The 21,866-nt window shown below is 68.1% G+C and carries 17 protein-coding genes; 7 read left to right on the forward strand and 10 right to left on the reverse strand.

The window, feature by feature from the left end:
• Positions 1-311 precede the first annotated feature (311 nt).
• From I6N89_RS09650 to I6N89_RS09660, 3 genes are all read right to left on the reverse strand, one after another.
• Positions 312-1,688 carry a TRAP transporter large permease gene (locus I6N89_RS09650; RefSeq protein ID WP_207018213.1) on the reverse strand — a complete coding sequence of 459 codons (1,377 nt, stop codon included), beginning with the start codon at positions 1,686-1,688 and terminating at the stop codon, positions 312-314.
• 4 nt (positions 1,689-1,692) lie between these two features.
• Positions 1,693-2,382 (reverse strand): TRAP transporter small permease, encoded by a 690-nt coding sequence (locus I6N89_RS09655; RefSeq protein WP_207018214.1) that lies wholly within the window; start codon positions 2,380-2,382, stop codon positions 1,693-1,695.
• Positions 2,383-2,523: 141 nt separating this feature from the next.
• The gene (locus I6N89_RS09660) at positions 2,524-3,537 is read right to left on the reverse strand and encodes a DctP family TRAP transporter solute-binding subunit (protein WP_207018215.1); all 1,014 of its coding nucleotides are present in this window, start codon (positions 3,535-3,537) and stop codon (positions 2,524-2,526) included.
• A 285-nt stretch (positions 3,538-3,822) separates the two neighbouring features.
• Here I6N89_RS09660 and I6N89_RS09665 point away from each other — a divergent pair, with 285 nt between their 5' ends.
• A complete protein-coding gene (locus I6N89_RS09665) occupies positions 3,823-4,383 on the forward strand; it encodes an HD domain-containing protein (protein WP_207018216.1) in 561 nt (186 codons plus the stop codon).
• A 260-nt stretch (positions 4,384-4,643) separates the two neighbouring features.
• Here the strand turns inward: I6N89_RS09665 and I6N89_RS09670 are convergent, their stop codons facing one another.
• Positions 4,644-5,870, reverse strand: a complete 1,227-nt coding sequence (locus tag I6N89_RS09670) for a sigma-54-dependent transcriptional regulator (RefSeq protein WP_207018217.1) — start codon at positions 5,868-5,870, stop codon at positions 4,644-4,646.
• On the reverse strand, positions 5,867-7,618 hold the full coding sequence (locus I6N89_RS09675) for a sensor histidine kinase (RefSeq protein WP_207018218.1): 1,752 nt from the start codon (positions 7,616-7,618) through the stop codon (positions 5,867-5,869). Before I6N89_RS09675 ends, I6N89_RS09670 begins: the two co-directional genes overlap by 4 nt.
• A gap of 60 nt (positions 7,619-7,678) precedes the next feature.
• Between I6N89_RS09675 and I6N89_RS09680 the strand changes: the two genes are divergently transcribed.
• Positions 7,679-8,851 (forward strand): cytochrome P450, encoded by a 1,173-nt coding sequence (locus I6N89_RS09680; RefSeq protein WP_207018219.1) that lies wholly within the window; start codon positions 7,679-7,681, stop codon positions 8,849-8,851.
• Between the two features lie 6 nt (positions 8,852-8,857).
• On the opposite strand, the gene I6N89_RS09685 is transcribed toward I6N89_RS09680, so the two are convergent.
• The 5 genes from I6N89_RS09685 to I6N89_RS09705 form a co-directional block, all read right to left on the reverse strand.
• Positions 8,858-9,145 carry a SelT/SelW/SelH family protein gene (locus I6N89_RS09685; RefSeq protein ID WP_207018220.1) on the reverse strand — a complete coding sequence of 96 codons (288 nt, stop codon included), beginning with the start codon at positions 9,143-9,145 and terminating at the stop codon, positions 8,858-8,860.
• Positions 9,146-9,193: 48 nt separating this feature from the next.
• The gene (locus I6N89_RS09690) at positions 9,194-10,876 is read right to left on the reverse strand and encodes a hydantoinase B/oxoprolinase family protein (RefSeq protein ID WP_207018222.1); all 1,683 of its coding nucleotides are present in this window, start codon (positions 10,874-10,876) and stop codon (positions 9,194-9,196) included.
• A gap of 157 nt (positions 10,877-11,033) precedes the next feature.
• On the reverse strand, positions 11,034-13,091 hold the full coding sequence (locus I6N89_RS09695; protein ID WP_207018225.1) for a hydantoinase/oxoprolinase family protein: 2,058 nt from the start codon (positions 13,089-13,091) through the stop codon (positions 11,034-11,036).
• Positions 13,088-15,799, reverse strand: coding sequence for a molybdopterin-dependent oxidoreductase (locus I6N89_RS09700; protein ID WP_207018226.1), 2,712 nt, complete (start codon positions 15,797-15,799; stop codon positions 13,088-13,090). Before I6N89_RS09700 ends, I6N89_RS09695 begins: the two co-directional genes overlap by 4 nt.
• On the reverse strand, positions 15,789-16,631 hold the full coding sequence (locus I6N89_RS09705) for an FAD binding domain-containing protein (RefSeq protein WP_207018227.1): 843 nt from the start codon (positions 16,629-16,631) through the stop codon (positions 15,789-15,791). Before I6N89_RS09705 ends, I6N89_RS09700 begins: the two co-directional genes overlap by 11 nt.
• A 338-nt stretch (positions 16,632-16,969) precedes the next feature.
• Between I6N89_RS09705 and I6N89_RS09710 the strand changes: the two genes are divergently transcribed.
• From I6N89_RS09710 to I6N89_RS09730, 5 genes are all read left to right on the forward strand, one after another.
• Entirely contained in the window at positions 16,970-18,403 is a 1,434-nt protein-coding gene (locus I6N89_RS09710) for a 6-hydroxynicotinate reductase (protein ID WP_236016552.1), read from the forward strand.
• Positions 18,400-19,263, forward strand: a complete 864-nt coding sequence (locus tag I6N89_RS09715) for a UPF0280 family protein (RefSeq protein ID WP_207018229.1) — start codon at positions 18,400-18,402, stop codon at positions 19,261-19,263. The genes I6N89_RS09710 and I6N89_RS09715 overlap by 4 nt, the downstream gene beginning before the upstream one ends.
• The gene (locus tag I6N89_RS09720; protein ID WP_207018230.1) at positions 19,256-19,840 is read left to right on the forward strand and encodes an amino acid synthesis family protein; all 585 of its coding nucleotides are present in this window, start codon (positions 19,256-19,258) and stop codon (positions 19,838-19,840) included. The genes I6N89_RS09715 and I6N89_RS09720 overlap by 8 nt, the downstream gene beginning before the upstream one ends.
• Positions 19,837-20,415: an amino acid synthesis family protein gene (locus I6N89_RS09725; protein ID WP_207018231.1), complete on the forward strand. Its 579-nt coding sequence runs from the start codon at positions 19,837-19,839 to the stop codon at positions 20,413-20,415. The genes I6N89_RS09720 and I6N89_RS09725 overlap by 4 nt, the downstream gene beginning before the upstream one ends.
• A gap of 223 nt (positions 20,416-20,638) precedes the next feature.
• Positions 20,639-21,847 carry an ABC transporter substrate-binding protein gene (locus tag I6N89_RS09730; protein ID WP_207018232.1) on the forward strand — a complete coding sequence of 403 codons (1,209 nt, stop codon included), beginning with the start codon at positions 20,639-20,641 and terminating at the stop codon, positions 21,845-21,847.
• Positions 21,848-21,866 lie beyond the last annotated feature (19 nt).

Raw genomic sequence — 21,866 nt, forward strand, 5'->3', positions numbered from 1 at the left:
GAAAATCGCGGCGGCTGATTTGTGGTTAAGGCCGGTCAGTGAGGCGGCGCGATCAGCGGTGATATCGGTTGCGAAGAGGCGCAGAAGATCCCGGAACTTTCTCTCCGAAATTCTCCCCCGAAATAGATACCGGTTTTTCTGAGACATGAGAGCACCTTAGCATACTCTCAGAACACCTCAGCTGGAATAGACCCTTCGCAAAATACTCCCACCGGAGGCATGCCTCCCAACACCGCAACGCGGCGCCCCGTCTCCGCAGCGCCGCCTCACCCACCGCGTAGGGTGGGCAATCTGCCCACCGCACGCACTGCTTAATTCGTGATGATCTCCGGCCCCATGAAGGTGGTCGGCAGCCAGGTCGAGATGACCGGGATATAGGTCACCATGATCAGGAACACGAAGAGCACCGCGAGGAAGGGCAGCGCCGCGCGCACCACGTTCATCATCGGCATCCCCGCCACCCCGGAGGTCACGAAGAGGTTCAGGCCCACCGGCGGGGTGATCATGCCGATCTCCATGTTCACCACCATGATGATGCCGAGATGGATCGGGTCGATGCCAAGCTCGATGGCGATGGGGAAGACCAGCGGCGCGACAATCACGATCAGGCCCGAGGGCTCCATGAACTGCCCGCCGATCAGCAGGATCACGTTGACGATCACCAGGAACATCACCGGCCCGAAGCCCGCGTTCAGCATCGCCGCGGCGATCTGCTGCGGGATCTGCTCGTCGGTCAGCACATGCTTGAGGATCAGCGCGTTGGCGATGATGAACATCAGCGTGATCGTCAGCTTGCCCGCATCGAAGAGCGTATCGCGGGTGTCGCGGTGGAAGAACGCGGTCACCAGCGCAATGGGCTTGCGGATGAGCGGCAGGTTCGGCTCCCCGTCCCGGCCCGCCAGCGGCCCCATGTCGCAATAGACGAAATTGGCGATCAGGAAGGCATAGACGGCGGCGACGGCGGCGGCTTCGGTCGGGGTGAAGATCCCGCCATAGATCCCGCCGAGGATGATCACGATCAGGAACAGCCCCCAGAGCGCCTCGCGCCCGGAACGGAACACCTCGCCCCAGCCCAGCCAGTCGCCTTTCGGCAGACCGCGGAAGCGCGCGATGAGATAGATGGTGATCATCAGCATGGTGCCCGCCATGAGCCCCGGGATAACCCCCGCGAGGAACATCCGGCCCACCGAGACATCGGTCGCCGAGGCATAGACCACCATCACGATCGACGGCGGGATGAGGATGCCCAGCGTGCCCGCATTGGCGATGACGCCGGCGGCGAAATCCTTGCTGTACCCCACCTGCCGCATGCCGGCGATGACGATGGAGCCGATGGCGACCACGGTGGCCGGCGACGACCCCGAGAGCGCCGCGAAAAGCATGCAGGCAAAGACCCCCGCGATGGCCAGACCGCCGTGGAAATGCCCCACCAGCGCGATGGAGAAGCGGATGATCCGCCGCGCCACGCCGCCCGTCGACATGAAGGACGAGGCCAGGATGAAGAACGGGATCGCCAGCAGCGTGTAATGCCCCGCCATCGCCTGGAAAAAGCTCTGCGCCACCGAGGCCAGCGAGGTATCCGACAGCACCAGCAGGAAAAAGATCGACGACAGGCCCAGCGACACCGCGATGGGCACGCCGATCAGCATCAGCCCCACGACCGAGGCAAAGAGAAGAACGACATCCATGGTCTCAGTCCTCGCGGTTCAGATGGGCCACGTCTTCGACGGCGTCTTCCGCCTCGTGGCTGACGATCAGGCCGGTTTTCTCACCGGTCCAGATCTGCCAGCCTGCCTGAATGAAGCGGAACAGCAGAAGCGCGGCGCCGATCGGCAGGATGGCATAGGGGATGAAGCGCGGCAGTTTCTCGTAATGCTCGCCTTCGTTGATCCAGGGCTCGATAAAGCGCAGCCAGTCGGGCATCGGAATATCCACGACCTCGTACCAGCTGCGGTAGGAAGTGCGTTTCATCTCCTCCAGCCCGGTCGGGAACCAGCGCCCGTTGGTCTGCGGCAGGTTGGCGAAATTCGCCCAGTAATCCCAGGCGCCCTTGAGCAGCAGCACCGCATAGAAGATGCAGGCCGCTGCCGCGATCAGCGCCAGCGCGCGGCGCACCACCGGCGGCACCAGGTTGATCACCGCATCCACCCCCAGATGCGAGGTGGTCTTGACCGCGTAGCTGATTCCGAACAGCACCAGCCAGGCAAAGAGGATCGTCACCGCCTCCAGCCCCCAGATCAGCCCGGTATTGAAGCCGTAGCGCAGCACGACATTGACGAAGGTGATAAGCGTCATCAGCCCGAGGATCACCGCGATGGCGGTTTCCTCGAACTCGTTGACGAAACGGCCGAGCGCGCTCTGGCCTTGGCTGTGACTGGACATGCGGTTCCCCCTCGAGCCCTCCGGTCCCGTCTCCGGCGGCCTGTCCTCTGTGATGTCTCGGTGCAAAAAGGGGACGGCGGGACCGTCCCCCAGACCCCGGCCGGCCCCTGTCCCCGGGGGCCGGACCGAAGACGCGGGCGCTTAGCCCTGCACCTCGGCGTTGATCGCCTGTGCCGCGTCGATGTTCTCCTGGCCCACATCGCCCTCGAACTTCTCCCAGACCGGCTTGAGCGCATCGACCCATTCCTGGCGCTGCTCAGGCGTCAGCTCGCGGATGGTGCCGCCGGCATCGAGGATCGCCTGACGGTTGGCGGCATCCACTTCGGCGATGGCCGCATTGCGCTCGGCGGTCACCTCGTGGATGATGGTTTCGAGCTGGGTCCGCACGTCCCCGTCGAGACTGTCCCACCAGTCGGCGGAGGTCACGACCATATAGTCGAGCAGCCCGTGATTGGTCTCGGTGATGCCGTCCTGCACCTCAAAGAACTTCTGGCCGTAGATGTTCGACCAGGTGTTGTCCTGACCGTCGACAACGCCGGTCTGGAGGGCGCCGTAAACCTCCGAGAAGGCCATGGGCTGCGGGCTGGCGCCGAGCTGCTCCATATTGGCCTTCAGCACTTCCGACGGCTGCACCCGGAACTTGAGGCCCTTGGCGTCCTCCGGCGAGATCAGCGGCTTGTTGGCCGAGAACTGGGTCAGGCCGTTATGCCAGAAATCGAGGCCCAGAAGGCCGCGGCGCAGCATCGATTCCTTCATCGCCTGGCCGGTTTCGCTGTTCTGGAACTTGTCCACCGCGTCCATGTTCACGAACATGAACGGCAGGTCGAAAATGCGGAACACCTTGGTGAACTGCTCGAATTTCGACAGCGAGGGCGCGGCCAGCTGCACGTCGCCGTTCAGCATCGCCTCAAGCACCTGATCGTCATTGTAGAGCGTCGAGTTGGGGTAGACCTCCATGCAGGCGGTGCCGTCCATCTCGTTGTTGACGCGCTCCTGGAGCAGCGTCGCGGCGATGCCCTTGGGGTGCTTGTCGGTATTGGTGACATGGCTGAACTTGATCACGATCTCGCCATCGTCGCAGGCTGCCATGGCACCCGTCGCGCCGGCGGTGAGCAAAGCGGCGGTGGCGCAGGCGGTCATCAGAAACGTCTTCATCGGTATCCTCCCGAATATGTACCTGTCAGGGCCCGCTCCCCTGCGAGCCCTTCGCCGCACACAAGACCGCCCTGCGCAAAACGCATCAAGTGTGCGTGATCGCCGCGCAAGCCCCCTAAGTTTTTTTATTATATGCCAAATGCTTACAAAGATATTATCGCATCTCCTCCGGCCACGCAGGTCAAATGCGTGCGAGATCCCGCACATGGAATTCCCCGTGATGTGCGGATTTCCGCACATCACCATGGCTGGCGAATCTCCCGGCCCGCGCGCAGGATGCACGCCATGGAACCCGACCGTCACGACCGCATCGTCGCCTTCATGGCCGAGGCCGAGCGCCTCAAGGCCACGTTCCGCTCGTCGCAGACCAGCGCCGGGCGACCCGAAAGCGTGGCCGAGCACAGCTGGAGCCTCTGCCTGCTCGCCCTGCTCACCGAACCCGAAAGCGGCGTCGATTTCGCCCATCTGCTGCGGCTCTGCATCGTGCACGATCTCGGTGAGGCGATCTCCGGCGACGTGCCGGCGATCCATCAGAGCCCCGATGACGACAAGACCGCCCGCGAACGCGCCGATCTCGCCACGCTGACAGAGGGGCTGCCCGAGGATCTGCGCGCCCGCATCCGCGCGCTCTGGGAGGAATACGAGGCGGGCGAAAGCGCCGAGGCACGCATGGCGAAGGGGCTCGACAAGCTGGAAACCATGATGCAGCACCTCACCGGCCCGCAGCACGCGGCGTTCGATTACGGCTGGAATCTCGGCTACGGCACGAAATGGACCGCCGGCACCGAGATGCTGCGCAGCCTGCGCGCCAAGGTCGATGCGCTCACGAAGGATGCCGCAGGCTAGCGTCCTGCGCCGCGACGCCTCCAACCGAAATAAGGCTGTCTGGCAATCCCCTCACCACTGGCCCGGACTCAAGGCGAAGCCACCGAGCCCAGCGGCGGGCCGTCCCTGCGGGCTGCCGCTTTGGTGACGCAAACGCATGGCCTTGAGGTCTCTCGGATGTGGCCAGGATAAAGTAAGGGATTCCAAGATCAGTGCGGCCCCCCACGATCCGCCGCCGGGCCCGGCTACCGTTGCGCCTCTTACACATTTCGATCCGACCGCTAACGGAACGCCTCCGGCTTCAGCCCGTATTTCGCCAGCTTGTCGTAAAAGGTCTTGCGCGGCAGCTTCAGCGTCTCCGCCGCCGCACTCGCCTGCCCGCCGGTGCGCTTCAGCGCATCCGCCAGCAGCGAGCGCTCGACCTGCGCCAGCCGTTCCGCCAGCCCCAGCCCCTCGCCGCCGGCCTCGCCCTCGCCGAGCCCCAGCACAAAGCGCATCGCTGCCGACATCAGCGAGCGCGCATTGCCCGGCCAGTCGCGCGCCATCAGCCCGGCGATCACCTCCTCGCCGATCTCCGGCTCGGGCAGACCCGCCTGCTCCGCCGCCTGCGCCACATAATGGCGGAACAGCACCGGAATGTCCTGCGGCCGCTCCGCCAGCGCCGGGATGCGCAGCTGCATCACCTCCAGCCGATAGAACAGCTCCGCCGAGAACCGTCCCTGCGCCACCGCGTGCGACAGATCCTCCACCGTGCCCGCGATGAGCCGCGCGCCGCCTGCCTCCAGCGCGTCCAGAAGCGCGAGCTGCGTGTCCACCGGCAATTGCCCGATCTCGTCGAGAAACAGCGTGCCGCCCGCACAGCTCTGCCAGTGCCGCGCCAGATCCTCGCGCCCCAGCCCCGCCGCCGAGCGCTTCTCGAACGGCCCCTTGGCGCGGGACGAACACAGATGCACCACCTCCGCCACTTTCGACACGCCCGAGCCCGGCGCGCCGCGCACCAGCACATCCGTCCCCGCCCGCGCCGCGGCGCGTACCTTCCGCCGCATCGCCTCGGACAGCTCGGACGTGCCGAAGATCATCCGCGCCGCCGGATCTCCGGTCTCCAGCTGCGCCTTGAGGCGGCGGTTTTCCAGCACCAGCCCGCGGGTGCGCAGCGCCCGCTCGATCACCGAGATCAGATCCGCCGGCGCGCAGGGCTTTTCCAGAAAATCGAACGCCCCCGCCGACATCGCCCGCACCGCCATGGGAATGTCGCCCTCGCCGGTCAACAGGATCACCGGCAGTTCGGCGTCCTGCTCATGCGCATAATCCAGCAGGTAGAACCCGTCGCGCCCCGGCATGCGGATATCCGAAACGATCACCCCCTCGAAATGCCGCCCGATCAGATCCTTGGCCTCGACGAAACTGCCCGCCGTCACCGCGTCGAACTCCGCCAGCTCCAGTGTCTGGCCAAGCGCCTCGCGCACCGCCGCGTCGTCATCGACCAGAAGCACCCTGCGCACGCTCATGCGATTTCCCTCGCCTGTTGCAGCTCGATGGTGAAGAGCGCGCCGCCCTCGACATTCTCGCCGCGCAGCTTTCCGCCAAATCCCTCGACGATGCCATAGGAGATCGACAGGCCCAGCCCCATGCCCTCCTCGGCGCCCACCTCCTTGGTGGAGTAGAACGGATCGAAGATGCGCGACAGATCGGCGATGCCCGGCCCGGTGTCGCGCACGGTGAGCCGCACGAGACCCGCCGCATCGTCGGGCACGATCCGAATGGTGATGCGGCGCGTCTCGCACCCGGCCATCGCCTCCATCGCGTTCGAAAGCAGGTTCACCACCACCTGCCCCAGCCGCACCTCGCCGCCCATCACCACCGTGGCGCGCTCAGGGCGCTGCCAGTCGATCGCCGTGCCGGTCTCTTCGATGCGCCGCGCCAGCACTTCCAGCGCGCTTTCCACCACGGCAGCGAGCCCGATGCGGCGCGCGGGCTCGGGCTCGGCCTTGGCGAAGGCGCGCAGGTTCTTGATGATCCGCCCCATGCGGTTCGCCATGTCCGAGATCCGCCCGAGATTCTCCGCCGCGCGCTCCGCCCGCCCGCGTTCGAGAAACGCCGCGCCGTTCTCGGCAAAGCTGCGGATCGCCATCAACGGCTGGTTCAGCTCATGGCTGATGCCGGCGCTCATCTTGCCCAGAGCCGAGAGCTTGGAGGCCTGCACCAGCTCCGCCTGCGCCCGTTTCAACGCCGCCTCCGCCTCCTGCCGCTCGGCGATCTCGCGGCGCAGCGCCACGTTGCTCTGTTCTAGCGCCCTCGTGCGCGCCGAGACCCGCGCCTCCAGCACCTGATTGGCCTCCGCCAGCGCTCGGCGCCGCTCCAGCGCCAGCCAGAGCAGCATGCCGAAAAACAGAAGCCCCGCCGCAACCACCGCCGCCTGAAGCGCCGCCAGCCGCGCCGCTGGCGCCACATCCACCAGCAGCACACCGGTCATGCCGATCACCGGCAGATCCGCCTCGAGCCGCAGCGCCCGCGCCGGGATATAGGGGGAAAACCGTTGCGCCCAGACAGTGTAGCCGCCCGGGCGGCGCACCTGCACCGCGCGTGGCTCGCCCTCCGCCGAGACCAGCGCCGCCGCCGCCTCGCGGCGCCAGCCCAGCAGTTCGGAGCGGTTGGTGGCAAAGACCTCGCCGCCACGATCCACGAACAGCACCGCCGGCAGCGAGCCGCGCCAGTCGCGTTCGAGCCGCGCCACATCGACCACCACCACCAGCGCGCCGCGCACCTGCCCGTCATCGGAAAAGCTGGGGGCTGCGAAATAGAACGCCCGCGCCACCCCGGCAGGCCCCGGCCCGTGGGCCACCCCAAGCGCCCCGTCGAAGGCACGGCGCAGCGGCTCGCCGGCGCGCACCCAGTCGGGCAGCCCGGCCTCGGAGGCCGCCAGCACCTGGCCGTCGCGGTCGAGATAGGCCGCCAGCACCGCGCCGGAACGGTCGGCGGCGCGCAGCAGCATCGTCCCCGCCTCGGCCCGCGAACCGCCGTCATGCAGCGCCACCAGCGCCGGGTGATCCGCCGAGAGCACCGCGAATTCGCGAAACCGCTGCAACTGGGTGACCAGCCGGTCCGAGGCAAGCTCCAGATCGCTCTGCCCGCGCGCCGCCACCGGCCCCAGTGCCTGAACATAGGCCGAGCGCCCCACGACGCCGGCCAAAGCGGCGGTGGCAGCGAGCGCCAGTATCACGAGCGCCGCGCGGCTCTGGAGAAATCCCCGTCTCATGGCAAAGACATAGCAACCCCGCTCTTGTCAGGAAAGCGTCCCGGGGGCAGGGTCGCACGCATGCGGCGCTTTTCCCAATCCCCCACCGATCCGGGCTTTGTGCAAGATCCCTACCCGTTCTACCACCGGATGCGCGCCGGCGGCGATCTGGGCTATTGGGACGAGTATGGCATGGTCTGCGCGGTCTCGCACCGGGCGGTGCAGGCGCTGCTGCGCGACCGCCGCTTCGGGCGCGAGATCCCCGCCGAGCAGGCCCGACCCATCCCCGAGCATCTCGCCCCCTTCTACGCCATCGAGGCGCATTCCATGCTGGAGCTGGAGGCGCCGCGCCACACGCGGCTGCGCGGTCTGGTGCTGCGCGCCTTCACCAGCCGCCGCATCGCCGCGCTGGGGCCGGAAATCGCAGCGCTGGCGCATGGGCTCATCGACGCCTTTCCGGACGGCCTCGTCGATCTGCTGCCGGCCTTCTGCCAGCCAATCCCGGTGATCGTGATCGCGCGCCTGCTGGGCGTGCCCGACACCATGGCGCCGCAGCTCCTTTCATGGTCCAACGCCATGGTGGCGATGTATCAGGCCCGCCGCAGCCGCGCCATCGAGGACGCCGCCGCCGAGGCCGCCGCCGATTTCGCGACCTTCCTCAGCGACTATATCGCAGAGCGCCGCAGATCCCCGCGCGACGACCTGCTCTCGCAACTGATCGCGGCGGAAGAGCAAGGCGACCGGCTCTCGACCGAGGAGCTGATCGCCACCTGCGTGCTGCTCCTGAATGCCGGGCACGAGGCCACTGTCCACACCATGGGCAACGGCATCAAGACGCTGCTGGAAGCCGGACATCCGATCACGACCGAGAGCGCCGCGCCGGTCTGCGAAGAGATCCTGCGCCACGATTCCCCGCTGCATCTCTTCACCCGCTATGCCTATGAGACGGCAGAGCTTTTCGGCCACAGGTTCACGCGCGGCGACCAGGTGGCGCTGCTGTTGGGGGCCGCCAACCGCGATCCGGCGGTCTATGCCGAGCCCGACCGCTTCGACCTCAAGCGCGAGGCCCAGCCCCATCACGGCTTTGGCGGCGGGCCGCATTTCTGCGTCGGTGCGCCGCTGGCGCGTCTGGAATTGCAGACCGCGCTGCCGATCCTCTTCGCGCGCCTGCCCGGGCTGCGCCTGAGCGAACCGCCGCGCTATGCCGATCTCTACCATTTCCACGGGCTGGAACGGCTCCTCGCCGAGAGCTGAGCCGCCTCAGCGGTCGGAATGGCCGAGATCTTTCTCCGGCGCGATGGCGTCGCGCAGCCGGCGCTTGATCTCCTTGGGCTCGGGAAAGCCGCCGTCGCGCTTGCGCTCCCAGAGCAGCGTGCCGTCGACCGAGATCTCATAGACCCCGCCATAACCCGGCACCAGCGTCACCCCGCCCAGCTCCTCGCCAAAGGTCTGGAGCAGCTCCTGCGCCATCCAGCCGGCGCGCAACAGCCAGTTGCAGCCGGTACAATAGGTGATGCTCACGCGGGGTTTTTCTGTAGTCTCCGTCATGCCGCCACCCTGCGCCGGCTGGCGGGGCGGTGCAAGCGCCCCGCGCGCCTAGCCGTTCCCGAAGAGCCGCGTCGCCTCTTCCGCCGTGTAGCGGCCCAGACGCACGTCCTCCTCCACCAGCGCCCGGTCCCGCGCCGCCGGATCGCCGTATCCGCCCCCGCCCGGCGTCTTGACCCGCACCCGGTCGCCGGCGGAAAGCGCGATGTCCTGCGCTTTCGAAAGATGCTCCGGTGTGAAGGTCTCGCCGCTCCGCGTCACCGCGACCTCGTTCACCGCGCCATCGCCGCCGCCCAGCACCCCCTGCGGGCCAAAGCGCCCGTGATCCATCACGAAACTCGCCCGCGCCGTGCCCCTGAGGATCTCCACCTCGTAATCCAGCCCGAACCCGCCGCGATGCGCCCCCGCGCCGCCCGAGCCCTCGCGCAGCGCGTAGCGGTGATAGAGCACCGGGAATTGCTGCTCCATGATCTCCACCGGCGGCGCCTTGGAAATGCCGATGGTCGAGCATCCGTTGGAGATCCCGTCGCCCCCCGCATAGCCGCCATAGCCGCCGCCCGAGATCTGGTACATCACATAGCTCTGCCCGGTCTCGGCCACCTCGCCCCCCAGTGCGAAATTGCCCGATGAGCCCGCCGGCGCCGCGCTCACCCGGTCGGGCAGCGCCGTAACCAGCGCGGCAAACACCGCCTCGGCGATGCGCTGGCTGACCTCTGCCGCGCAGCCCGAGACCGGGCGCGGGTATTGCGCATCGAGGAATGTGCCCTCGGGGCGGAGGATCTCCAGCGGCTCGAAGGCCCCGGCGCTGATCGGCACATCGGGAAAGATGTGGCGCATGGCGAGATAGACAGAGCTGTGCGTGGTCGCCAGAACCGAATTCATCGGCCCGGCGCAGGGCGCGCTGGAGCCGGCGAAATCGAAGGTCAGCTTTTCGCCATCGGCGGTGATCGCCAGCTTGATCTCCAGCGGCTCGTTCACCACCCCGTCGCTGTCGATATAGGCAATCGAGCGATAGACACCGGGCGCAATCGCCGCGATCTGCGCCCGCATCTGCTCGGCGGCGCGGCGGCGCAGCTCGGCAATCGCCTCGCGCACGATGTCGTCGCCATAGCGGTCGAGCAGCCGCGTCAGCCGCGCCTGCCCCACATAGAGCGCCGCCGCCTGCGCCTTCACATCGCCGATGCGCTGATCGGCGACGCGGATATTGGAGCAGATGATGGCATAGATCTCGGGATCGAGCTCGCCCCGCTTGAAAAGCCGCACCGGCGGCAGCCGCAGCCCCTCCTGTTCCACCGCCGTGGCGCTGGCCGAGAACCCGCCGGGCACCGCGCCGCCGGTATCGGGCCAGTGGCCGGTATTGCTGAGCCAGCAGAAAATCTCGCCCCCGCGCCAGACCGGCATGGCAAAGCGCACATCCATCAGATGCGTGCCGCCGAGATAGGGGTCGTTGACGATATAGATGTCCCCCGGCCGCGGCGCCGCCACGCGCCCCTCGGCGATCATCTCGATGATCTTGCGGGTGGAATGCTGCATGACCCCGACAAAGACCGGCAAGCCTTGCGAGCCCTGCGCGATCAGGCTTCCATCCTCGGCGGCATAGATCCCGTCCGAGCGGTCATTGGCCTCGGCGATCACCGGAGAGAACGCCGCGCGGGAAAAGCTCAGATCCATCTCGTCGCAGACCTGTTGCAGCCCGGACTGAATGACGGTGAGGGTGATGGGATCGAGACTCATGGCCGTCCTCCAAAGGATCGCCCGGCCACAAGGGCGCGCCGTGCGTATTTGGAAAGAGAAGAAGACAGGGGCGCCTCCCTGCCCCTTCTTCTCTTTGGCAAATACGCATGCGGCATCGGCCATAGCAGGGCAAAGTGTCCGGTCGTGGGCACGCCGCTCATGACCCGGCCCCCAGCGTGACAATCAGATTGCCGTCGCCATCCTGGGCGGCGCGGTCGCCCGGTTCCAGCACCAGCGTGCAATCCATCTGCTCGACAATCGCCGGGCCGGTGAGCGTGGCCTCGGGCGGCAGGTGATCGCGCCAATAGACCGGCGTGTCGGTCCAGCTCTCGAAATAGACCTTGCGCGTGCCGCTCCGGGCCTCTTCCAGCGTGGCTTTGCGACCCGACGCGTCGATCAGCGCCGAGAGGTCGATCTCCGGGCGGCGGCCGATCACCGAGGTGTTGAGATTGACCAGCGCCGGGCGGATCTCGGGCAGGCGCACCTGGAAGCGGCGGAAATAGGCCTCCTCGAAGAGCGCTTGCAGGTCTTCGCGCGACGGCGTGGCGGAGGCGAGCGGCACGCGCAGCAGATGCGTCTGGCCGATGAAGCGCATCTCGACCGAATGGGTCACCCGCAGCTCGGCGATTTCCACCCGTTCGCGGGCGATGGCGGCGCGGCCCTCCTCGGTCTGGCGGGCGAAGATCGCATGCACCTCTCCCATGTCGCAGGCATCGAGCGGCCTGTTCACCGTGGCGACGTAATCGTGGCGCAGATCGGCGACGATGCAGCCCAGAGCGTTGGTGATGCCCGGACGCGCGGGCACCAGCACGCGCGGCACGCCCAGCTCGCGGGCAATGGCGCAGGCATGCAGCGGGCCGGCGCCGCCGAAGGCGAAGAGCGCGAAATCGCGCGGGTCTTCGCCGAGTGAAACAGAGACCATGCGCACCGCATCGGCCATCTTCGCCGTGGCAATGCGCAGCACCGCCGCCGCCGCCTCTGTCGCATCGAGCCCCAGCCGCGCGCCCAGCTTTTCGGCAAAGGCGGCGCGGATCGTCTCCAGCGACACGCCGCCGGCGCCGGTGTTCAGCCGCTCCGGGTTCATCCGTCCCAGCAACATATTGGCATCGGAAATCGTCGGCTCCGTGCCGCCCTTGCCGTAGCAGATCGGCCCCGGCACCGAGCCGGCGCTCTCCGGCCCGACCTGCAACAGCCCCGCCGCATCGACCCGCGCTATGGAGCCGCCGCCGGCACCCACGGTGCGCACATCGACCATGGGCACATGGATCGGCATGGCGTATTCGATCTCGATCTCATGGCTCACCGCCGGGTCGGCGCCCCGGATCATCGCCACATCGGTGGAGGTGCCGCCCATATCGTAGGTCAGCAGGTCCGGGATGCCCGCGCGGCGCCCGGTATAGGCCGCCGCCATCACACCCGAGGCCGGGCCGGACATCACCGTCTTGGCGGCCTCCTCGGCCACCACCCGGGCCGAGACCATGCCGCCATTGCCGTTCATCACCAGAAGGTCGCGCCCGTAACCGCGCTCCGACAGCCGGTCGGCCAGCCGCTCCACATAGCGGCGCAGCAGCGGCTGCACCGAGGCGTTGACCGCCGCCGTCACCCCGCGCTCGTATTCGCGACTCTCGGATATCAGCGCGTGCCCGAGGGTGATATTGCCGTTGGGCCAGATCTCGCGGGCGATCTCGCCGGCGCGGATCTCATGCGCGGGGTTGGCATAGGCGTGCAGGAAATGGATCACCAGCGCCTCGCAGCCCTTTTTCACCAGTGCGGACAGCGCGACGCGCAGGGCGTCTTCGTCGAGCGGCAGATAGACGCTGCCATCGGCCAGCAGCCGCTCGGGGATCTCCAGCCGCAGGTCGCGCGGGATGATCGGACGGAACTGGCCGGTCATGCCATAGGCATGCGGCCGCGTGCGGCGACCGAGCTCCAGCACGTCGCGGAAGCCTCGCGTGGTGATCAGCCCGGTCTTGCAGAGCCGCCGCTCCAGCACCGCGTTGGTGGTGGTGGTGGTGCCGTGCACGATGAGATCCAGCGCGGCGGCATCGACCGAGGCCGCATCCAGCGCCGCCAGCACCCCCGTCGCCTGATTGTCCAGCGTGGTCGGCACCTTGGCGAGTTTCACCGCCGCGGCGCGGCTGTCATAGAACACCAGATCGGTGAAGGTGCCGCCCACGTCGATCCCGGCGAAGGCGCCGGTCAGCTCGTCTGTCATGTTGTCCCCGAGAGGATGGCCGCGCGGATCTTGTCCGGGGTCGCGGGCAGATGGTGGATGCGCGCGCCCGTGGCATGGGCGATGGCGTTCAGCACGGCGGGCGCGGTGGGGATCAGGCAATGCTCGCCCAGCCCCTTGGCGCCGTAAGGCCCGTGCGCGTCGCCGCTCTCGACGAGCAGCGTGTCGATGGGGGGCACGTCGCCGATGGTGGGTATGAGGTAATCGTGCAGGTTCTCGGTGCGGCCCGGCAGGAATTCCTCCATCAGCGCCATGCCGATGCCCTGCGCCACGCCGCCCTCGATCTGGCCCTCGACCAGCAGCGGGTTGATCGCCTTGCCCACGTCATGCGCCGCCACGATGCGCCGCAGCTTGACCGTGCCGAGCGCCAGATCGACCTCCAGTTCGCAGATCTGTGCGGCGGTGCCGAAGACGGCGTAGGGGTCGCCCTGCCCGTTCGGGTCGAGCGGCGTGGTCGGCGGGTCGTAGCTCTCGATAGCCTCCAGCGCATAAGGCGCGCCCGGCGGCAGCTCGACCCGCACGGTGGTGCCTCCGTCGGTGAGCAGGATGCCCTCTTCGGTGAACGCAATCTCGGCGGCGTCCGAGACATTGCCCAGCCGCAGGATCTGTGCCCGGAGCGCCGCGCCGCAAAGCCGGGCGGCGTTGCCGGAGATATAGGTCTGGCGGCTGGCAGAGGTCTTGCCCGCATCGGGCGTGATGTCGGTATCCGGCCCCACCCGCGTCACGGCGGAGACCGGCACGCCCAGGGCCTCGGCAAAGATCTGCGTGATCACGGTGTTGGAGCCCTGCCCGATATCCACCGCGCCCTGATGCAGCATCAGCGTGCCCTTGGGGGTGACGCCCGCGCGGATCGTCGAGGGGTTCGACATCGAGGTGTTGCCGCAGCCGTACCAGCCCGCCGCCACGCCGATGCCGCGCTTGCGGTCCTCGTGGCTGGCGTTGAACGCCGCCACCTCGGCTTGCGCCCTGTCCCAATGCGGTTTCAGCGCGTCGAGACAGGCGTCGATGCCCATGCCGGTCTCGAACACCTGCCCGGTCACGGTCGGATCGCCGTTCGTCAGGCAATTGCGGCGACGGAACTCCAGCCGGTCGAGGCCCAGCCTTTCGGCCAGCATGTCGTAGAGCTGTTCCTGCGCCACCGCCGATTGCGGCACGCCGAAGCCGCGAAAGGCCCCGGCGGGGGAGGTATTGGTATGAATCCCCGCGCTTTTCGCCTGATAGTTCGGCGTCCGGTACGGCCCGCTGGCGTGGATCGGCACGCGGTTCGCCACGGTCGGCCCCCAGCTCGCATAGGCGCCGGTGTTGAACACGCCGTCAAAGCGCGCGCCCACGATACGGCCATCGGCATCCGCGCCGATCTCCATCACCATGTCCGAAGGGTGGCGCTTGGTCGAGGTCGAGATCGACTCGGTGCGGGTGTAGGTGATGCGCGCCGGGCGGTTCAGATGCCAGGCGGCCAGCGCCACATAGGGCTGCGCGGTAAGGTCCAGCTTGGAGCCGAAGCCGCCGCCGACCGCCGTGGGCAGGATGCGCACCGCCTCTGGCGCCAGCCCCATGATCGTCGCGAGGCCGTCGCGGTTCATATAGGGCGCCTGGGTGCAGCAGGAGATCTCGATCCGGTCGCCGACCCGGTGGGCCGAGGCCGCCTCGGGCTCGATATAGCCATGCTCGATAAAGCCGGTGGAGAAGCGGCCCGAGACCACATGCGCGGCGCCCTTCAGCGCGGCATCGGCATCGCCGCGCGCCACATAGCCCCGGCACATGACGTTTTCGGCGCGGCTCTGGTGCAGTTGCGCGGCACTCTCGGCCCCCTCCGGGGTGAGGATCGCGGGCCGTTCCTCCCACACAACCGGAAACGCGGCCATGGCGTCGAGCGCCTCCTGTGTGCCGACCACCGCCGCCACCGCCTCGCCCTTGAATCGCGTCTCGCCCTCGGCAAAGACCGGCTGGTCTTCGAAACCGGGGATGACGCCGAAACGGTTCTCACCGGGGATGTCGGCGGCAGTGAGGATCAGGTCGAGCCCGTTGGCCTCGCGAAACGCCTCCAGTTCACCGAAGCGGAACCCCGCCCGGTGATAGGGCGAGCGGATCACCCGGACCGTCAACGCATCAGCGGGCGCCACATCGTCGCCGAAGCGTTCCTCGCCCGAGAGTTTCGGCCCGCCGTCGAGCCGGGCGATGGGCGCACCGACCCCGCCCTCGGTCAGCGGTTCGGTGCCGGACGCATCCAGCACCGCGGCAACGATCTTGCGATACCCCGTGCAGCGGCAGAGCACGCCGCCAAGCGCATCCGCGACGCTCTCCTCGCTTAGCGCCGTGCCCGAGCGCAGCAGCGCCACCGCCGAAACCATCATGCCCGGCGTGCAGATGCCGCATTGCGCCGCCTGATGACGCTGAAAGCTGCGCACGAGACGGCGCGCATGCGGATCCTCCGCCGCGAGCCCGGATTGCGTTTCCACGATATGGCCCTGCACCTGCCCGGCGGCCATCAGGCAGGCACAGACCGGCGCGCCGTCAACCAGAACCGTGCAGGCGCCGCAATCACCGGCGTTGCAACCGATCTTGACATCCTTCGCCCCGGCCACCTCGCGCAGCACTTCCGAGAGCCGGGCCGTGCTGTCTGCGGGCACGGTGATCTCGGCGCCGTTGAGGGTGAAGCCGATATGACCCTGCGGCGCATCAAGCGACATGAGCGGCCTCCTGTTCCATGGCGGTGGTAATGGCGCGCGCGACGAGCGTGCGCACGGCGTCGTCACGATACGCCGCAGGCGCCCGGACATCGCCGATGGGAGCCAGCTCCGGGAATGGGTAGTCACGCAGGATCTCAGAGAGTTCCGCCACGCTCTTGCCACGAAGGCCCGCCTCCAGATCGGGCAGTCGTCGCGCCACCGGCGCGCAGGCACCCACGGCAATGCGGGCGCGGGCGATGCGGCCCGCCTCAACCTCGATCACCGCCGCGACCATGGCGATGGAGATCACCAGATATTTCCGCGCCCCGAGCTTGAGAAATGCACCGCAACCTTTTGCGCCTGGTATATAAATCTCCGTCAGGATTTCCCCCGGCACGAGCAGAGTTGCGCGCGGGCCGGTGATGAATTCGGCAAGCGGCAGGCGCCGTGTGCCCGCCGCAGAGGCCAGCCCGACCTCGGCATCGAGCGCCAGCAGCGCCGGCACCCCATCCGCCGCCGGAGAGGCGTTGCAGAGATTGCCCGCCACCGTGCCCGCGTTCTGGATCTGCACCGATCCGACCTCGCGCGCGGCGGCTTTCAGCCCGTCGAAAAGCGGCGGCAGATCGGCGCGCAGCAACGCGCTCCACGTGGTCGCCCCGCCGATGCGCCAGCCCTCCGCCTCGCGCGTCATCCCGCGCAGCTCCGCCACCCCGGTCAGGTCGACCAGCTCGGCCGGCGGCACCCCGTCGCGCAGCGCCGGATAGAGATCCGTCCCCCCGCCCAGCGCCTGCGCGCCGCCCCTGCCCATCAGCGCCAGAGCGGCGTCGAGCGTGTCGGGTCGGTGCAGGGGCATGGCGTCTCTCCTGAGGTCGCTGGCTCTGATGATTTCATTCGCACACAAACGAAGATGCAGGCAGCCTAGGGCGGCTTTGCGATTTCTGTCAATCCGCATCCGGGGGCTGCCAGACCACACGTAACGGATTGCTGAAAAACTCATCACAGGTCTCGATACACCCCATCTGCCATATCGCGCCGCTTGACAGAAGAGCGGATGACATGCGTTCGTATACAAACGAACTTGCCGCAGATCAGCCAGCAGCCGGAGCCCGCGACTTGAGCACACCGACGTCCCCCGCGAAACGCAGCCCCTCGGACCGCCCCGACAAGATCCGCTGCGATGCCTGCCCGGTGATGTGCTATATCGCCGAGGGCCGCGCCGGCGCCTGCGACCGCTACGCCAACGAGGGCGGCGAACTGGTGCGGCTCGACCCGCTGACCATTCTGGAAAACCGCGAGGACGTGGCGCTGGTGCCCTTTCTCGACCGCGAATGGGACGGCGATATCGTTTCGGGCGACGAGGCCTTCATCACTGCCGTGGGCTCCGGCACGACCTATCCCGATTACAAGCCCGCGCCGTTCATCGTCGCCTCCAAAGCGGCGGATGCCGACATGATCACCGTGGTGACCGAGGGGATCTTTTCCTATTGCGGCGCCAAGGTGAAGATCGACACCGACCGGCATCTGGGCAGCGAATGCGCCTGGGTGCGCGCCGGGGACGAGGTGATCGGCCATGTCACCACCTCGGAATATGGCTCGCAAATGCTCAGCCTCGGCGGGGTCAACCACCTGACCGGCGGCTCCAAGAAGGAGGGCCGCGCGACCTGCTCGGCCCTGCTGGCGCTGTGCAATGGCGAGAGTGTCGCGCTCAGCATCGACAATGGCGCCGAGCTGGAGATCGCCGCCGGACAGGCGCCGGTAGTCAATGGCCAGCGCGAGGAGCGTATGCGCGTCGGCTGCGGCTCGGCCACGGTGGGCATGTTCGCGGCGCAGTGGCAGGGGCTGGTGGACGAGGTTGTCGTGGTCGACGACCATATCACCGGCGTGATGTCCGAGCATCAGGCGGGCAAGGTCATCGGCTGGCCCGCCACGGGGATCAAGATCAACGGGCGGCGCTCGACGCCGGGGCGCTATTTCCAGGTGGCCGAGCCCGGCACCGGCTGGGGCGGCACCGATCTCTCCGATCCGCTGGAGATTCTCGGCGCGTGGAAACCCGGCATCGCCTGGCCCGGACTGTCGCTGCTCATGGTCTCGACCACCGGCGAACACGCCGCCTATTTCGAGCTGAACGAGGATCTCGTGCCGGTCGAGAAAGAGATGCCCGAGCGGCTGCTGCCCTCGGTCCGGCGGATCGAGGAGAATTGCGAGCCTTCGCTCGCCTCGGTGCTGTTCATGGCCGGCGCTGGCGGCTCGCTGCGCTCGGGCGTGACCGAGAACCCGGTGAGCCTGACGCGCTCTGTGCAGTCGCGGCTGACCCGGGTGACCTGCGGCGGCGCGCCGGTGATGATGTGGCCGGGCGGCGGCATCACCTTCATGTCGGACGTGACGCAGATGCCGAAGAACGCCTTTGGCTACGTACCGACCCCGGCGCTTGTGGCGCCCATCGAGTTCACCATGCGGCGCGAGGATTATCAGGCGCTTGGCGGGCATATGGATTATGTGATGCCGCTGGAGGAGGCGCTGAAAGGCGTCACCGGGCGGCAGAGCGATCACCGGCTCTCGGGCCGCCGCGCCGAGACTCGCAAATCCGGCAGCCCCTGGCCTGTCAGCCGGGAGCCCGCGAAATGAGCTTTCGCGAGGCGCCCATCGTGCAGATGGCCCGCGACGGGCGGATGCGGCTGACCCACGGCCCCATCGACCTGATCGTGACGGCGGAGGGCCCGGAAAGCGCGGCCAAAGCCGCCCTGCGGCGCGCGCATGAGGTCTTTGAGCCGGTGCTCCACGATCTCTGCGCCGAGCTGCCCCGGCTGCGCGCGGCACATGGTCCCGCGCCGCGCGGTGCCGTGGCGCTACGGATGCAGAGCGCGACCGATCTCTTTGCGCCCGCCTTCGTGACACCGATGGCGGCCGTGGCGGGATCGGTGGCCGATCATATCCTGGCGGCGATGCTGGTGCCCGGCCACGGGCTCGCCCGCGCGCATGTGAACAATGGTGGCGATATCGCGCTCTGGACGAGCGCCGCGCCGCTGCGGCTGGCGATCTGCGAAGACCCGCAGAGCCGCGCGCCCGGCGCCCGCGCCAGTATCGCCGCCGGCGATGGCATCGGCGGCGTGGCGACCAGCGGCTGGCGCGGGCGCTCGCACTCGCTGGGCATCGCCGATGCGGTCACCGTGCTGGCGCGCGACGCGGCGCGGGCCGATGCCGCCGCCACGCTGATCGCCAACGCGGTGGACCTGCCCGGCCATCCCGCCATCGCCCGCCAGCCCGCAAGCGCCCTCGCCCCCGACAGCGATCTGGGCGACCGGCCTGTGACCACCGGCGTGGGCGCGCTCACCGCCCGCGAGGCGCGGCGCGCGCTGGACGCGGGCCGCGTGCTGGCCGAAGACTATATCCGCCGGGGCCTGATCCGCGCCGCCTGCCTTGCGCTGGCGGGCGAGCGGACGGCCCTCGGCACCGCCATTGCCAAGGAGGAGCCCGCCCATGCCTGAGGTCAAGATCCGCAAGACGCTGGTCCAGGTCGAAACCGTCTTTCACGAGGGCGGCCCTGCCCCCGAAACGCCGCAAAAACGCGCCGCCGCGCTGGCGGTGATCGAGAACCCTTATGCCGGGCGCTATGTGGACGACATCGCCCCCTTCATGAAAGATCTCGAACCGCTGGGGGCGCAGATGGCGCAACAGCTCATCGACGCGCTCGGCGGCGATGCGGCGGCGGTCGAGGGCTATGGCAAGGGCGCCATTGTCGGCGTGAACGGCGAGGTCGAACATGGCGCGCTCTGGCATGTGCCGGGCGGCTACGCGATGCGCGACGCCATCGAGAAGAGCAAGGCCATCGTGCCCTCGGCCAAGAAGGTCGGCGCGGCGGGCACGCGGCTCGACGTGCCGGTGACCCATACCAACGCCTCTTACGTGCGCTCGCATTACGATGCGGTGGAGGTCGGCATTCCCGACGCGCCGCGCCCGGACGAGATCGTGCTGGTGCTGGTGATGACCACCGGCGGGCGCATCCACGCCCGCATGGGTGGTCTGACGAAAGAAGACGTCAAGGGCGAGGACGGGTTGCGGTGAAGCTGCGCAAGATCATCACGCAGGTCGAGGAGACCCGCTCGGAGATGGGCCGGGCGGTCACGCCGCCCGCCCGCCGGGCGCTCGCGGCGGCGGTGATCGAGAACCCGTTCGCCGGGCGCTACGAGGACGACCTGTCGGAGCTGATCGAGACCGGCGCCGCGCTGGGAGATCTGCTGGGCCGCGAGGCGCTGGCGGCGCTCGGCTGCGGCGCGCAGGCGGTCGAGGGCTATGGCAAGGCCGCGCTGGTGGGCGAGCTGGGCGAACTGGAACACGCCGCCGCCCTGCTGCACCCCAGGCTCGGCGCGCCGCTGCGCGCGGTGATCGGCGGCGGCAAGGCGCTGGTGCCCTCCTCCAAGGCCATCGGGCGCGCGGGCGAGTTCCTGGACATTCCGCTGGGCCACAAGGATGCCGCCTATGTGCGCAGCCATTTCGACGGCATGCGCCTGCGCATCGCCGACGCCCCGCGCCCGCGCGAGATCGTCGTGGCGGTGACGTTGCAGCAGACCGGTCGACCACTGTCCCGCGTCGGCGGCTTGCAACATGACGAGGTGACGGGCGAGGATGGGCTGCGATGACCCGGACCGCGCCCCATAGCGCTCCGCGACAGGCCGGAGGGGCGCCTTCGGGTCCGGCCCGTCTTGCCTGTCCGGTAACAATCCCCCAATCTCGGGCCGTGAGACCGTTCCCGGCCCGCATCGCCGCCCGCCCGGCGGCGATTGCAGATCCAGACACCCGGCACAAAGACCGGATCACATCGGGGGCCGGAAAGACCCCCAGCCAACAGGAGATTGAACCGCGATGAACCTGATGAGACGCACCGTGCTGGCCACGGCCGCCGCCCTTGCCCTGACCCCTGCCACAGCTTTTGCGCAGGAGACGATCAAGGTCGGCGAGATCAACCATTACAAGCGCCTCGCCGCCTTTGCCGAGCCCTACAGGAAGGGCATCGAACTGGCGCTGAGCGAGATCAACGCCGATGGCGGCGTGCTGGGCAAGGATCTGGAATTCATCTTCCGCGACGATCAGGGCGACCCGGCCGAGGCGGTGAAGATCGCCGAAGAGCTGATGACCCGCGACGGCGCGGTGATGTTCACCGGCTCGATCCTGTCGAATGTCGGGCTGGCGCTGTCGAGCTTCGCCAACGAGAAGAAATATCTCTACCTCGCCTCCGAGCCGCTGGCCGACACGTTGGTGTGGAAATCCGGCAACCCCTACACCTTCCGCCTGCGGGTCTCGACCTGGGTGCAGGCCGCCATGCTGGCCGAGGAGGCCGCCAAGACCGACGCAATCAAATACGCCACCATCGCGCCGAACTACGCCTATGGCACCGATGCGGTCGAGGCCTTCAAGACCAACCTCAAGATGCTGAAGCCCGAGGTGGAATTCGTCGCAGAGCAATGGCCGGCGCTGTTCAAGATCGACGCCGGCGCCGAGGTGCAGGCCATCGAACGCGCCAAGCCCGATGCGATCTATAACGTCACCTTCGGCACCGACCTCGCCAAATTCGTGCGTCAGGGCACCGACCGGGGCCTCTTTGACGGGCGCCCCGTCTATGGGCTGCTGACCGGCGAGCCGGAATATCTCGAACCGCTGGAGGACGAGGCGCCCGAAGGCTGGTTCGTCACCGGCTTCCCCTGGTACGGGTTCGAGGACGGCACGCCGGGCAAGACCTTTGTCGATGCCTATGAGGCGTTTACCGGCGAGACGCCCAAGATCGGCTCGCTGGTGGGCTACATGACGGCGCAGAGCATCGCCGCCGCCATCACCAAGGCTGGCGCCACTGATACCGAGGCGCTGCGGATGGCCTTCGAAGGGCTTGAGGTCGAGAACACGCCCATCGGCACGCTGCATTACCGCGAGATCGACAACCAGTCGACACTGGGCGCCTGGACCGGCACCACGGCGGTGGAGGACGGCAAGGGCGTGATGGTCGACTGGACCTATAACGACCCCGCGCCCTACATGCCCTCCGACGAGGAGATCCTGGAGATGCGCCCGGCGGACTAAGCCCGGCACAGCCATGAGG

Origin of the sequence: Salipiger abyssi, assembly GCF_017311415.1 — a bacterium.
Taxonomy (GTDB): Bacteria; Pseudomonadota; Alphaproteobacteria; order Rhodobacterales; family Rhodobacteraceae; genus Salipiger; species Salipiger abyssi_A.

What these genes read in the sequence shown, in the direction of transcription:
- I6N89_RS09650 (WP_207018213.1), bottom strand. Translation starts at nt 1,688, where the DNA reads ATGGATGTCGTTCTTCTCTTTGCCTCGGTCGTGGGGCTGATGCTGATC.
- I6N89_RS09710 (WP_236016552.1), top strand. Translation starts at nt 16,970, where the DNA reads ATGTGCTATATCGCCGAGGGCCGCGCCGGCGCCTGCGACCGCTACGCC.
- I6N89_RS09675 (WP_207018218.1), bottom strand. Translation starts at nt 7,618, where the DNA reads ATGAGACGGGGATTTCTCCAGAGCCGCGCGGCGCTCGTGATACTGGCG.
- I6N89_RS09680 (WP_207018219.1), top strand. Translation starts at nt 7,679, where the DNA reads ATGCGGCGCTTTTCCCAATCCCCCACCGATCCGGGCTTTGTGCAAGAT.
- I6N89_RS09670 (WP_207018217.1), bottom strand. Translation starts at nt 5,870, where the DNA reads ATGAGCGTGCGCAGGGTGCTTCTGGTCGATGACGACGCGGCGGTGCGC.
- I6N89_RS09715 (WP_207018229.1), top strand. Translation starts at nt 18,400, where the DNA reads ATGAGCTTTCGCGAGGCGCCCATCGTGCAGATGGCCCGCGACGGGCGG.
- I6N89_RS09705 (WP_207018227.1), bottom strand. Translation starts at nt 16,631, where the DNA reads ATGCCCCTGCACCGACCCGACACGCTCGACGCCGCTCTGGCGCTGATG.
- I6N89_RS09690 (WP_207018222.1), bottom strand. Translation starts at nt 10,876, where the DNA reads ATGAGTCTCGATCCCATCACCCTCACCGTCATTCAGTCCGGGCTGCAA.
- I6N89_RS09730 (WP_207018232.1), top strand. Translation starts at nt 20,639, where the DNA reads ATGAACCTGATGAGACGCACCGTGCTGGCCACGGCCGCCGCCCTTGCC.
- I6N89_RS09685 (WP_207018220.1), bottom strand. Translation starts at nt 9,145, where the DNA reads ATGACGGAGACTACAGAAAAACCCCGCGTGAGCATCACCTATTGTACC.
- I6N89_RS09660 (WP_207018215.1), bottom strand. Translation starts at nt 3,537, where the DNA reads ATGAAGACGTTTCTGATGACCGCCTGCGCCACCGCCGCTTTGCTCACC.
- I6N89_RS09695 (WP_207018225.1), bottom strand. Translation starts at nt 13,091, where the DNA reads ATGACAGACGAGCTGACCGGCGCCTTCGCCGGGATCGACGTGGGCGGC.
- I6N89_RS09655 (WP_207018214.1), bottom strand. Translation starts at nt 2,382, where the DNA reads ATGTCCAGTCACAGCCAAGGCCAGAGCGCGCTCGGCCGTTTCGTCAAC.
- I6N89_RS09720 (WP_207018230.1), top strand. Translation starts at nt 19,256, where the DNA reads ATGCCTGAGGTCAAGATCCGCAAGACGCTGGTCCAGGTCGAAACCGTC.
- I6N89_RS09665 (WP_207018216.1), top strand. Translation starts at nt 3,823, where the DNA reads ATGGAACCCGACCGTCACGACCGCATCGTCGCCTTCATGGCCGAGGCC.
- I6N89_RS09700 (WP_207018226.1), bottom strand. Translation starts at nt 15,799, where the DNA reads ATGTCGCTTGATGCGCCGCAGGGTCATATCGGCTTCACCCTCAACGGC.